The following is a 13,205-nucleotide window of genomic DNA, read 5'->3' on the forward strand; positions in this document are numbered from 1 at the left end:
CCATGAGTCCTCTTAAAGTCAAAATTGCTTCTGCTGCCTTTGCTGTTTCCACAGCACTGGCATCTTCCGCGGCCATTGCCGATCCGGTACTCGAACAGACCACCCGGAACTTTATCAATGCACTTGAAGCTTCTGGTGGGCCGGCGATCTATACCCTGACCCCTGATGAAGCACGCAACGTTCTTGCCGGTGCCCAGGCAGGCGATATTGCCAAACCGGCTGTCGACATCACGGATACGGTCTTTGGCGTTGGCCCGACAGGCGCCACCAAGGTCCGCATCATCCGACCGGCGGGCAATACAGAACGTCTTCCCGTGATCGTGTACTTCCATGGCGCAGGCTGGGTGATGGGCGATACCGGCACCCATGATCGTCTGGTGCGCGAACTGGCTGTTCGTGCCAATGCCGCCCTGGTGTTTGTCGATTACGAACGCTCCCCCGAGGCGCGCTATCCGGTTGCGATCGAACAGGACTACGCTGTCACCAAATATGTTGCCGAGCATGGTGAACAACTCAATATCGATCCGACCCGACTGGCGATTGCCGGTGACAGTGTCGGGGGCAATATGACCGCTGTGGTCTCCCTTCTGGCCGAAGAACGGGGTGGCCCGGACATCACCACACAGGTTCTGTTCTATCCGGTAACCGATGCCGATTTTAACAACGGGTCCTACACCGAATTTGCCAATGGCCCGTGGTTGACCGAGCCTGCGATGGAATGGTTCTGGAACCAGTACCTGCCGGACGGCGTTGATCGTACGGATCCGAAAATCACACCGATCCACGCAAGTGCCGATCAGCTTGCCGGTCAGGCCCCGGCCCTTGTGATCACCGCAGAAAATGACGTACTGCGTGACGAAGGCGAAGAATACGCCCGCAAACTCAGCCAGGCTGGCGTTGATGTCACCGTGACGCGTTACAACGGAACGATCCATGATTTTGTGATGCTCAACGCGCTTGCCGATACTCCGGCAGCCAAGGGCGCGATTGCTCAGGCGGGTCAGTATCTTCATACCGCTCTGCACGGCCAGTGATCACAAAAGTTTCATACTCTCTTTCGGGTAGGTGCGCTTGCACCTTCCCACCCCCGGCGACATATGAAGGACTGCGGTCCGAAACAGCCGGGTAATCACCAACCGAACCGACGTTCAAACAAAGGATGAAAACCATGTCTGTTGATGTCAAATACACCGCACACGCTTCTGCAACGGGTGGCCGCGATGGCCGCGCCACGACCGATGACGGCAGCATCGATGTCAAGCTGACCACGCCCAAGGAACTTGGTGGCGCTGGCGGTGACGGCAACAACCCCGAACAGCTGTTTGCGATGGGCTACTCGGCCTGCTTCATCGGCGCGATGAAATTCGTCTCATCCCAGGGCGGCCCGAAGGTGCCCCAGGATGTATCTGTCAGTGCCGATGTTGGCATCGGCCCACGCGACGCTGGCGGCTTTGGCCTTGCGGTTACGCTCAATGTTTCGCTTCCGGGTCTTGATAAGGCCGAGGCAGAAAAGCTTGTCGAAGAAGCTCACAAAATCTGCCCTTATTCCAACGCAACCCGCGGCAATGTCGATGTGAAATCTGTCGTCGCGTAACGCACAACCTCCCCCCTGCTGGTCAGCATCCCCCCTAATCCGCTGACCAGCAATTTCAGGCCCGGTGTTACCCCGCACCGGGCCTTTTTCTGTTTTGTCTCTACTTGTGGAACAACCGTTTGTCCGGCAGTGTGTCTGGCAATGACCCTTCCGAACACAAACCCATAACAAAGTCAGGAAACCACAATGACCAAGCAGCTTACCGTTGTTGCCACCGCACGCGCCAAACCCGGCATGGAAGAAGAACTTGGCAAACGGCTTTTGGCATTGGTCGAACCCTCCCGCGCCGAAGAAGGCTGCCTTGGCTATGACATGCACCAGTCAAAGGATGATCCAGCGGTCTGGCTGGCCTATGAAAACTGGCGCTCGGAAGAGGACCTCGCCCTGCATTTTGAGATGCCCTACCTGAAGGCCTTTGGCGACACCGGTGATGAAGTGCTTGCAGGTCCGGTTGATGTCCGTACATTCAGCCTCAAATCATAACGCCTGATATGACCTGACGGATTTTCAACCGTGCTTTTCGCTCTTTTCCTCTCTGCTCTTACATCGGCCACCATCCTGCCCGGCACGTCCGAAGCCGCCCTTGGCGCGCTGGTGGCATCGGGGGATCATGCCGTGTGGCTGCTTGTCAGCATTGCGACCATCGGCAATGTTCTGGGGTCTTTGGTAAACTGGTGGCTTGGTCTTTATGTCGAGCATTTCAAAGACCGGCGCTGGTTCCCGGTATCAGAGGCAGCACTTGACCGCGCGTCAAACTGGTTTGCCAAGTATGGCCTGTGGTCGCTTTTGCTGTCGTGGCTTCCGATCATTGGTGATCCGCTGACCCTGTTTGCCGGGGTGATGCGGGTGCACTTTGTGCCATTTCTGATCTTGGTCACGCTTGGCAAACTGGCCCGCTACATCATGATTGCCGGCGGCATGTCCTGGCTTGTATCGTTATTTGCCAGCTAGTTAGTCGATATAAATATTTATCAAACTCCAAAAATAAAATTGGTATGCACGCAAATTCTTCTTCGCGTATAAACCAATAATTTAAATATAATAATATAAATCAATTGTAATTCATTATTATAGGTGTTCCTCTTTGATCCAACAGCGCCAGCGGAAAATACTTTTCCCGGCCTGATCAAAAGGAATTTTATTATGTCCATCGAAATCCCCGAGTGGGTCAAACCCGGAATTTGGGGCGGCGTTATCGGTGCCGTGCTGATCACCGTTGTCGGCTTTAGCACCGGCTCGGTCGTATCTGGCAGCACCGCACAAGAAATGGCCGAGACCAGTGGCAAGGAATCTGCCATTGCCGCCATGGCGCCGGTCTGCGTTGCGCAGTTCAAAATGCTGACCCCCAACAATCAGATGGAACAGCTTGCAGCACTCAAAGCAGAAAGCTCCTACAAGCGCGATGACTTTGTCATCGACAAGGGCTGGGCCACCATGCCGGGCAGCGAAGCGCCAAACAACGACATCGCACAACGTTGCGCGTCGTTGCTGATGGATTTGGCGGAAAGCTGATCTGAACGCGGCACGGGTCTGACGACGGATCCATGATCGCGACCGCGCAGGCAATAGATACATCACATCAACGCAACCGGCACCCAAGCCGGTTGCGTTTTTTTGTGCCCAAAGCACATAAAAACGGCCCATCTACACCCAAAAGAGCAATTTCGTTCAATAAATCATCCCCGCGTTCCCCCACCTTGACGCCAAGAAAAACGCACCCGGCCACACGCCTGCCCCGCCTCGCCCCACCTTGCCAAAGGCATGAAATCGAACCGGGACGCATCAAAGGAACGATCCAAAATGAGCGCCACCTTAAGTCTTTATCTTTCGATGTCCGCCTTTGCCCTTGCGGCTTCCATCACGCCGGGTCCGGTCAATATTCTGGTGCTGAGTTCGGGTGTGCAATACGGCTTTCGCAAATCGCTTCGCCTTGTGTTTGGCGCAACGACGGGGTTTTGCCTACTATTGCTTCTGATCGGGCTTGGCCTGCATGAACTGCTCACAGTCTTCCCGCAAATGACCACCATCATCCAATGGGCCGGGGTCGCCTTTCTGTTGTTCATGGCCTGGAAGCTGTTTTCGTCAAACGGCGAACTTGGCAAGGAAAATGCCGATACGGGCCCCAGAGCAATCACCGGCGCCATCATGCAATGGGTCAACCCCAAGGCCTGGCTGGCGTCCATCGCCGGGATGGGGGCCTATGCCGCATCCGGTGCGCCAAGCCTGATCTGGGAATTTACCGCGATCTACTTTGTGATCTGTTTTGCATCTGTCGCCTGCTGGGCATACGCCGGGGCGTTTTTGGCGCGTTTTCTGGGACAACCATCACGCGTTCAGATGTTTAACCGCGCCATGGCGGTATTGCTGGCGGCCAGTGCCGCGTATCTCGTTTTCGGATAGAAGCGGCCCTACTCAATGTGCGGCATGAGATTCCCGCCTGCGCGGGAATGACGATGGCAAGGATCAAATTTTACCGTCATGCCGTGAAGGCGCGGAACGGGCATCCGTCGCCCAAAACGAGCCAAACACGCCAAGAATTCAGGCCGCCTGCGCCCGCGCATAAAGCCGGGGCGTGGTGGCCGTCAGGCGTTTGAACATGCGCTGGAAATGCGCCTGATCGGCAAAACCGGTTTCAAGCGCGACATCAACGATCTTCTCCCCGCGCCTGAGCGCATGACGCGCACGCTGAATGCGGCAATTGATCAGATAGGCATAAGGCGTCATGCCATAGGTCTTTTTAAAGGCCCGCACCAGATGACTGGGCGACACCCCGGCCGCCCCGCAGATATCGGCAAGCGACAGCGCATCAACACAATGGCTGCGAATGAAGTCCGCCGCCCGGGCCATTTTGGCATTGTCCCCTGCCCCGACATCCGAAAGCCCGCCCTTGCGATCAAGCCGGTCGTGCAGGTCGGTGAAAAACGCTACAAGCGCCGTTTCCTTACCCAAGGCATCGATATCACCATCAAACAGCGCATCGCCCATCGCCGTCAGATCGTGATAAAGCCCGGCGTCTTCGGGCACGATATCAGCAAACATGGCAAAATCGCCCGACGCATCTGCGCCAATGTCACACTGCAAATCGCGCAGCCAGTCACACTCAAGATAAATCATCTGATAGGACCAGGGCACACCATTTCGCGGATTACAGGCATGAACATCTTCGGGATTGATCACAACGACCGATCCCGCCGTCACATCATGGCTATGCCCCCGGTTCCAGCAGGTACTGGCCCCGCCCGTGATCGCACCGATGGAAAAGGTATCATGGCTGTGCTTGGCAAAGCAGATATCACGCCCTTCCTGAACACGCTGGGCCTCGACAAACGGCAAAGCCGCGTCGCGCCAGAATTGTTGATTGGGGGTAGCGTTGCGCTCCATCAGGACACCATGCCGATCCGTAGTCGATAAATTCCAACATAGGTCAATTTCCCCGGTGGCGCCAGTCGCAGCCTGTGCTTATAGTGCCCCAAATGTTCGATGATCGTCTTGATGAGTCCCAGCCGCGCTTTAACCCGCCCAATGCCCCTGTCATGGTCGTTGGATTGCGCCATGCTGTGTTTCTGTCACCTGATGGCGAGATCGAGGAACTGCCGCACGGGGCTGCGGCCAAGCGCGCCCGGTCATCACGCCCCATCCTTGTTCATACCCCGGCCTGTGCGCGGCGCTTAAAAACCGATCCGTTTCCGGCCCATGACCTGTTGGAGCTTTTCGCCTTTGTCCGCCCGGCGCAATTTTGCGTGCCGACCCCGCGCGGCATTGCGCTTGCGACGGGTCAGAAACCGGCAGATGACCTGATTGGTCAGGCAGAGGCATTGGCAGAGGCGATGAAACGCCTTTTGCAGGAACTGGCAACCCTTCATCGCAACAAACGCGCCCCGGCCCTGTCGGTTGCATGGCCGATGGCGCGCGGGCACTGGCCGTGGGGTGTGTCGGTTCTGGCCGCCCTTGGTGCTGATGGTGACGGCCCGCACCGTTATGCGGTCTATGAGGGGCTTAAGGTCTGGAAGAAGCTTGGCGAATGGGCCGAACATGCCCCACCACCGCCCCCCGCCAATTATCCGGTTGATCCCAAGGATGCCCGTAAACGCCTAAAAGACCTTCTCGGCGAAGGGGCTGAGGAACGCCCGCAACAGGCCGATTATGCGTCATCGGTCTGTTCCGCCTTTGGCCCGCGTCTGCATGATGGTGCGCCCAATATCGTCTTGGCCGAGGCCGGAACGGGGACAGGCAAGACATTGGGGTACGTCGCCCCGGCATCCCTTTGGGCGCAGAAAAACGATGGGGCGGTCTGGATTTCGACCTATACCCGTAACCTGCAACGCCAAATCGATCAGGAACTCGATCGCCTTTATGACGACCCCAAGGACAAGCGGCTTAAGGCCGTGGTGCGCAAGGGGCGGGAAAACTATTTCTGCCTGCTGAATTTCGAAGAAGCGCAAAGGCCGCTTAATCAGCAACCCCATCAGGCAACCCCACTGGGCCTGATTGCACGTTGGGCATCGCACACGCGTGATGGCGATATGGTCGGTGGCGATTTTCCCGCCTGGCTGACCGAATTGCTGGGTAATCGCTTTACCGGCGCACTGGCCGATCAGCGCGGTGAATGCATCTATGCCGCCTGCCCGCATTATTCGAAATGCTTTGTTGAAAAAACCGTGCGCCGCGCAAGGTCAGCCGAGATCGTGGTGGCCAATCATGCGCTGGTGATGGTGCAGGCTGCCTTGGGCGGGCTTGATGATGCGTCTATGCCAACGCGCTATGTCTTTGACGAAGGCCATCATTTGTTTGATGCGGCTGACAAGGCCTTTTCGGCACATCTGACCGGGATGGAGGGGCAGGAACTCCGTCGCTGGCTTTTGGGGGCAGAGCAAAAAGGATCATCACGCGCACGCGGCCTTAAACAGCGCCTTGAAACCCTGATCCTTGATCGGGACGAGCTGCGCGATGCGGTCAATGCGGTGATTGTTGCGGCCCAATGCCTGCCCGAACAGGGTTGGCTATCGCGCATTCATGACGGATCGCAACATGCCAAGGGCCCGGCAGAGGTTTTCCTTGCCCATGTGCGGGCACAGGTGATGGCGCGGTCTTCTGATGGTGATCGCGGCTATTCGATTGAAACCGATTGCAAACCGGCCCTGAACGAAGTTCTTGCCAGTGCCGCGGATCTGGATCGTGCGCTAGAGGCCATGGAAAAACCGGCCAAATCACTGATCAAGATCATCGCCCATATGTTGGATGAAAAGGCAGACGAGCTTGATAGTGCTGAACGCCAGCGCCTTGATGCTGCCATTCGGTCGCTTGAGCGCCGCGCCATCATGCAGGTTGGCGCATGGCGTGAAATGCTGGCGTCATTGGTCGAGGAAACACCAAAAACCTTCGTCGACTGGTTTGCGATTGAACGCCAGTTTGGCCGCGATTTTGATGTTGGCATGCACCGCCATCACCTTGACCCGACCATCCCGCTGACCACATCTCTTGCCCCCACCGCCCATGGTTTGGTGGTAACCTCGGCAACGCTTCGCGATGGCACAGGCGATGAAGATTTCGACTGGGCCGTGGCCGAGGATCGCACGGGGGCCGCGCACATGCCGCTGCCTGCCATCCGGGCGGCCATGAAAAGCCCGTATAATTACCGCGAACAAACCCGCGTTTTCATCGTCAATGATCTGGGCCGCGACAATCCGGACCATATTGCCGCGGCCTATCGTGAGTTATTCCTGGCATCGGGGGGCGGGGCGCTTGGCCTGTTTACCGCGATCACGCGCCTGCGTGCGACCTATGAACGGCTGATGGGGCCGATGGATGATGCCGGTCTGCAATTGCTGGCCCAGCATATCGACGGCATGGATGTTTCAACACTTATCGACATTTTCCGGGTTGAACGCGACGCCTGTTTGCTCGGCACCGATGCGGTGCGTGACGGGGTGGATGTGCCCGGCGATAGCTTGCGCCTGATCGTCTTTGACCGCGTGCCATGGCCCCGGCCCGACATCCTGCACCGTGCGCGTAAATCGGCGTTTCACGGGGCGCGCTATGACGACATGCTAACCCGTTTGCGCATGAAACAGGCTTTTGGCCGCCTTGTCCGCCGTGCTGAAGATCGCGGCGTGTTTGTCCTGCTTGATAACCGCATGCCATCACGGCTTCTGGGCGCGTTTCCGGATGACGTCGAGGTGCAGCGGGTTGGCCTGCGCGAGGCGATTGAACAGACGAGGGCATTTCTGGCAAAGACGTCGTCAGACGATATACCATATTAGGACCTGTTGCGGTTTGCTTGAACCGCTTTGTCGAGGGTCACGTTTTGTTTTGTCTTAGCTTGTTGACTAACATCTCAACAAAAGCTGACACCTTAGGCGGTCGAAACCGCATGGCCGGATAGACAACGTAAATACCCCCCGAAGGCAACCGCCAATCAGGAAGAACACACACAAGCTCGCCAGAAGCGAGCTCTTTCTCAACCAGAAAATCGGGTAAAACAGATAACCCGCCTGCCTCGCGTGCAACACTTAGCGCTGCGGGCGTAGTGTTCACACTTAATTTGGCCTGCACCTGAATGGATCGGGTACCATATGTTTCATGTTGAAAATCCCATGCCAGCGGATTTTTAAGAGCTGTATTGGCGATATAAGGCAGGCTTGCAATATCTTCTGGCTGCGACAGGGTTTGCTGCCTTGTCAAGCTCGGTGCAGCAACCAAAAACTGGGCGAACTCGCCAATCCTGCGCGCACGCAAGCTTGAACTTTCAAGCCAGCCCACCCGAATGGCCAGATCAATCTGATTTGAAACCAGATCAATACGGCGATCCGTCAAAACAAGGTCGATCTGGCATGATGGGTATTTGTCGCAAAATGCCGCCGTCAAAGGCGCAATGACCGAATGCCCAAAATCGTTTGGTGCTGTGATCCGCACCATTCCACGGGGCTCTGCCGTATTTTGCGCCAGTTCGCTATACGCATCATCTACTTCACGCAGAATACGCTGGCATCTCTCATGCAGAGATATCCCGGCTTCGGTCGGTTCGACCCGCCTTGTTGTCCGGATCAGAAGGTTCGCCCCGATTTCCTCTTCAAGCCGCGCCACCTGTTGACTGACAACCGTTTTAGACACACCGAGGCGGTCAGACGCACGGGTGAATGACCCGGTATCAACAACAGCAGAAAAATACACCAGGCGATTAAGATTGATTGGCTTCCCCGTCTTTTGCACCGCACACCTTTGTAAGTCAAAAACAAACAGTCTGTTTTATTAGACGATATTTTTTTTCAATACAAATGACGATATTGTTTTTGAAACAGGAGTTTCAAGATGCAGATAACTTATCTTTTTGATCCGCTATGTGGCTGGTGCTATGGCGCAGCTCCCGCCCTGACAAAATTGGTCGAAATGCCCGAGATCGATGTCAAACTTATGCCAACCGGCCTGTTCGCGGGACACGGCGCACGCAAAATGGACGCCAACTTTGCGTCATTTGCGTGGGACAATGACCAACGCATCGCCAAGTTGACCGGTCAGGTCTTTAGCATGGCATATCGTAATGACGTTCTCAAAAAGCCGAATGGATCGTTTGATTCCGGTCCTGCCGGACTTGCTCTGGCTGCAGTGCAAATAACCGCACCGGAACATACATTCAAGGCACTGAAAGCGTTTCAAAATGCGCGCTATGTCGATGGGTTAGACAATGCCAACGACGACCTTCTGATCAAAATTCTGCGTGATATTGACCTTGGTGCAGCAGCAAATCTGCTGGCCAAGCCGACGCCTGAATTACGCGCGAGCTATCAGGATGCCACTGAACAGGCACAACGTCTTATGCAACGCTTCGGGTTGCGCGGCGTGCCATCCCTGCTGGTCGAAACGGCGAGCGGGCCAAAGGTGATTCACAGCACTTTGCTGTACGGCGACATTGCCCAACTGACCAAAGAACTCAACGAAGTTTGTGCATAGCAATCTTCTCGCTGAACAACGGCGCATAAATGCACTGCACTACGAGGAAACCAACGATGACAACCAGAAGAGAACTTCTCAAATCTACCCTTGCGGCGGCGGCTTTCGCTACTGTCGCGCAAACTCCGCTTGGGCACGCTTTCGCTGCGACGGGGAACAGTCTCGGCTGGCAACATTTCCCGGCCGGACCAAACGGCTTCTATCGTGCGCCCGTACTTTTGACCGGTGCCACCGAAACATTGCTGATTGACGGCGGATTTTCCTATCCTGATGGCGCTGCAATTGTCGACGCAATCAGCAAAAGCGGCAAAAAACTGACCACAATCTATATCAGCCAGTCAGATCCCGATTATTACTTCAGCTTAAAACCGATCCACGAAGCGTTCCCGGATGCCAAAGTTATTGCGTCCTCCGAAACGATTGCGGCGATCAAAGGCAATATCGAGAAGAAGCTCGCCGTTTGGGGGCCAAAACTTGGCGAAAATGGACCTCAAACCATGGATGATATTGTCATGCCGGATGTGTTTGATGGTGATACCCTCACGGTTGATGGCGAAACGGTCGAAATCATCACTGTCGATAGTATGAAAAATCGCCGCTATCTCTGGGTTCCGTCACTTGGTGCCATTTTTGGCGGTGTTTTGATCTTCTCGGGCGTTCATGTATGGACTGCCGACACGCCAACCACTGCAATCCGTCAAGAATGGATCGAAATTCTTGACAAACTTGCAACCCGCAATCCCAAAACCGTTGTGCCCGGACATATGACCGCTGACAGTACAACCGACATCGGCGGCATTCTGCACACAAAGAACTACTTGATCGCCTTCGACGAAGAACTGCCCAAGGCAGCGAACGCGGCAGAACTGAAAGCGGCAATGGAAGCACGTTTCCCCAACCTTGGCATGGGTATTGCCCTTGACATCGGGTCAAAAGTTGCCACTGGCGAAATGACTTGGGGATAGCCGCTCCAAAGCACACATCAGTCTATCACGAGCTGCAGGAGAGAAGGGTCTTTGACCTTTCTCTCCTGCGCTTTCCGATTCAAACCTGATCCCGGGCTTTAGACCTGATCGAACGCGTCTGCACTTAAATCCGCATCGATATCGCGCCTAAGCGCCAATCTCAGCGCATTGAGGATCGCAATCACATCAATCCCTTCCTGCAAAAGCGCGCCGGCCACCGGGGTGATATAACCCGCGGCCGCAAATCCCATGGCGAGAACCGACAGCACCATGCCACCAATGACGCTTTGCAAAAGGATGCGGCGCATCGCCATGCTGATGTGAAGAAGCTCGTCCACCGTCACCAGTGATGCTTCGGGGATGACCGCGCCTGCAGCATCCGCCGTCACGGCACTTTCCTTGCCAAAGGCAATCCCAACCGTGGAGACGGCCAATGCCGGGGCGTCGTTGATGCCGTCCCCCATGAAAAGGGTTGGGGCCTTGGCGGCCTCGGTCCGCACAATTTCGACTTTCTGCTCCGGGCTTTGCGATGCCAGGCTGTCGTGAATGCCAAGCAGGTCGGAAAGGTAGCTGACCTCGCTTTCGCGATCACCCGACAGCAGCATTACTTTCTTGAAATGATGGACCGCGCCCAGATGACCGACAAAGCTTTCGCCCTCCGCCCGTGGGGTATCGCGGAAGCGGAACGTCGCGCCATATTTGCCATCGACCAGCACCACGCATTCAAGGCCAGCGGCCGTTTCGGGTAAAAGTGCGGCAATGTCGGGATCGGATTTCATCAGTTTGTTGCGATGGGTAACGGCGACCTCATGCCCGTCGGCCCGCCCGCTTAGCCCCTGCCCCGGTTTTTCCGAGGCATGATTAACCTCATCAAGCGGCAGATTGCGATCCTGTGCCGCAGCCAGAACCGCCGAGGCCAAGGGATGCTTGGAATAGCGTTCAAGACTTGCCGCAAGTCTGAGCACCAAATCCCCGTCCATATCTGGCCCCGCCAGGACGTCCACCAGTTCCGGCCGGCCATAGGTCAGCGTGCCGGTTTTATCGAAAATCGCGGTTTCGCAGGTCGGCAAGCGTTCCAGCACGGTCGGATCCCGCACGACAATCCCGCGCCGAGCGGCGATTGAAATCGCACTCATCACCGTGATCGGAATGGCGATCAAAAGCGGGCATGGGGTCGCCACCACCAATACCGCCAGAAAACGTGATGAATCGCCACTGAAATATCCGACAACTATCGCAAACAACAAGGCCGCCGGAGCAAACCACGCACCGATCTGATCACCAAGGCGGCGAATGCGCGGGCGTTTTTGTTCGGCCTCAGCCATGACATTCATGATCTGGGCATAGCGCGAATCACGTGCGCGTTTTTCCGCCCGAATGACCAGAACCGCCTCGCTATTGATCGCACCCGAAAGCACCGCCGTGCCCGGTGCCTTGGCCACCACATAGGGTTCCCCGGTCAGATAACTTTCATCCATGGAGCCATGACCATCGACCACCACGCCATCAACCGGGGCTGTTTCATGCGGGAAGACAGCAATCAGGTCCCCGATGTTGATGTCATCAAGGGCAATGTCGGCAATCTCGCCCGCCGCATCCTTCCTATGTGCGACACTTGGCATACGCCGGGCCAGGGCATTAAGGGCCGAGGACGCCTTGCGCATGGCAAAGCTTTCCAACACCTGCCCGCCAGTCAGCATCAGGATGATCAGGCTGGCCGCAAGATATTCCGCCAGCACCACCCCGGTGACAAATGAAATGGCGGCAAGGAAATCTGCCCCCATTTCACGCCTGAGCAGCTTAAGGGCCAGTTGGGCAAGGATTGGAATGCCACCAAGCACGAACAAAGCATAGAGCGGAAGATCAGCCACGCGATAGCCGCCAAGCATGTCTGGCCCCAGCCACATCAGGGCAAAATGCCCCACCATGGCAATCAGCGTGCCGATCAGGATTGCGCGATTGAGGGACGCTGACGACAGCGCGTCGTCAAGCCGTTCAAGAACATCCCCCACCGCGCGGTCTGTCATATCTTTTTCCCGTTGGGTATCAGGCCCTGGAAACCTTGCCCATCGCCATGGATACCATCAGATACCCAAACCCCGAGGACAGCAAATTAATGCCAAGCAGCAAGCCAATCGCCCAGCTTGCCGAGCTTGGCAGTTCGGCAAAAATCAATATCCCGACAACAATCGAAATCACACCGGAAATCAGCATCCATTTCCAGCCAGGAAACTGTTTGAGCCAAAGCGACATCAGTATTTCAAACAGGCCGTACAAGACAAAGCCAATTGCCAGCAACACGGTCAGGGTAACGATCCCGCCAAGCGGAAAAAACGCCAGCCAAACACCAATCACCCCAAACACAAGCCCCTGAATAATATCAACCCCGCGGCGCGTCGGTGTATCGGCATTCCATGCCCCGTAAAAATGCCCCGCCGCCCCGATCAAAAACAGCCAGCCAATCACAGTTTTAAAAGCAATCGTTGTCGCAAAGGGAAAGGCCACCGCCAGAATGCCAAGGATCAGCATAATGATCCCGACATTGCGCAACCGTTTGCGCCCCTTGTCCAGAAGGCCGCGCATTTCCGGCGTACCGTCATTAACAACCTGTGTCATGGCTTGGTGCTCCTGTCTGTCAGATACAACAGAGTTCAACTTGGAATTGCTTACGCAACAATAAACGACTTAGGGTCGGAACT

Annotated in this window: 13 protein-coding genes; 9 read left to right on the forward strand and 4 right to left on the reverse strand. The window is 55.9% G+C overall.

The genetic code is table 11. The features are described 5' to 3' along the window. Positions 1-2: 2 nt before the first annotated feature. The 6 genes from JF44_RS0109890 to JF44_RS0109915 all read left to right on the forward strand — a co-directional run bounded on the left by JF44_RS0109890 (position 3) and on the right by JF44_RS0109915 (position 3,994). On the forward strand, positions 3-1,034 hold the full coding sequence (locus tag JF44_RS0109890; protein ID WP_033068960.1) for an alpha/beta hydrolase: 1,032 nt from the start codon (positions 3-5) through the stop codon (positions 1,032-1,034). A 134-nt stretch (positions 1,035-1,168) separates the two neighbouring features. Further along, the gene (locus tag JF44_RS0109895; RefSeq protein WP_033068961.1) at positions 1,169-1,594 is read left to right on the forward strand and encodes an organic hydroperoxide resistance protein; all 426 of its coding nucleotides are present in this window, start codon (positions 1,169-1,171) and stop codon (positions 1,592-1,594) included. A 186-nt stretch (positions 1,595-1,780) separates the two neighbouring features. Continuing rightward, positions 1,781-2,077: a putative quinol monooxygenase gene (locus tag JF44_RS0109900; protein ID WP_033068798.1), complete on the forward strand. Its 297-nt coding sequence runs from the start codon at positions 1,781-1,783 to the stop codon at positions 2,075-2,077. 30 nt (positions 2,078-2,107) lie between these two features. After that, a complete protein-coding gene (locus JF44_RS0109905; protein ID WP_033068799.1) occupies positions 2,108-2,545 on the forward strand; it encodes a YqaA family protein in 438 nt (145 codons plus the stop codon). A gap of 192 nt (positions 2,546-2,737) precedes the next feature. After that, a complete protein-coding gene (locus JF44_RS0109910; protein ID WP_033068800.1) occupies positions 2,738-3,106 on the forward strand; it encodes a hypothetical protein in 369 nt (122 codons plus the stop codon). Positions 3,107-3,394: 288 nt separating this feature from the next. Then, entirely contained in the window at positions 3,395-3,994 is a 600-nt protein-coding gene (locus JF44_RS0109915; RefSeq protein WP_033068801.1) for a LysE family translocator, read from the forward strand. A gap of 138 nt (positions 3,995-4,132) precedes the next feature. Here JF44_RS0109915 and JF44_RS0109920 read toward each other — a convergent pair whose 3' ends face one another. Beyond that, positions 4,133-4,975, reverse strand: a complete 843-nt coding sequence (locus JF44_RS0109920) for an AraC family transcriptional regulator (RefSeq protein WP_033068802.1) — start codon at positions 4,973-4,975, stop codon at positions 4,133-4,135. A 92-nt stretch (positions 4,976-5,067) separates the two neighbouring features. Here JF44_RS0109920 and JF44_RS0109925 point away from each other — a divergent pair, with 92 nt between their 5' ends. Next, positions 5,068-7,854 (forward strand): ATP-dependent DNA helicase, encoded by a 2,787-nt coding sequence (locus JF44_RS0109925; RefSeq protein WP_033068962.1) that lies wholly within the window; start codon positions 5,068-5,070, stop codon positions 7,852-7,854. 37 nt (positions 7,855-7,891) lie between these two features. On the opposite strand, the gene JF44_RS0109930 is transcribed toward JF44_RS0109925, so the two are convergent. Continuing rightward, on the reverse strand, positions 7,892-8,803 hold the full coding sequence (locus JF44_RS0109930) for a LysR family transcriptional regulator (RefSeq protein ID WP_033068803.1): 912 nt from the start codon (positions 8,801-8,803) through the stop codon (positions 7,892-7,894). 99 nt (positions 8,804-8,902) lie between these two features. Between JF44_RS0109930 and JF44_RS0109935 the strand changes: the two genes are divergently transcribed. Together JF44_RS0109935 and JF44_RS0109940 are read left to right on the forward strand one after the other, a co-directional pair. Continuing rightward, positions 8,903-9,541, forward strand: a complete 639-nt coding sequence (locus JF44_RS0109935; RefSeq protein WP_033068804.1) for a DsbA family protein — start codon at positions 8,903-8,905, stop codon at positions 9,539-9,541. Between the two features lie 56 nt (positions 9,542-9,597). Beyond that, positions 9,598-10,506 carry an MBL fold metallo-hydrolase gene (locus tag JF44_RS0109940; RefSeq protein WP_033068805.1) on the forward strand — a complete coding sequence of 303 codons (909 nt, stop codon included), beginning with the start codon at positions 9,598-9,600 and terminating at the stop codon, positions 10,504-10,506. Between the two features lie 98 nt (positions 10,507-10,604). Here the strand turns inward: JF44_RS0109940 and JF44_RS0109945 are convergent, their stop codons facing one another. Beyond that, positions 10,605-12,533, reverse strand: a complete 1,929-nt coding sequence (locus JF44_RS0109945) for a heavy metal translocating P-type ATPase (protein ID WP_081944396.1) — start codon at positions 12,531-12,533, stop codon at positions 10,605-10,607. A 19-nt stretch (positions 12,534-12,552) separates the two neighbouring features. Continuing rightward, positions 12,553-13,122, reverse strand: coding sequence for an HdeD family acid-resistance protein (locus JF44_RS0109950; protein WP_033068806.1), 570 nt, complete (start codon positions 13,120-13,122; stop codon positions 12,553-12,555). Positions 13,123-13,205 lie beyond the last annotated feature (83 nt).

This window comes from Thalassospira australica, assembly GCF_000763295.1.
GTDB lineage: Bacteria > Pseudomonadota > Alphaproteobacteria > Rhodospirillales > Thalassospiraceae > Thalassospira > Thalassospira australica.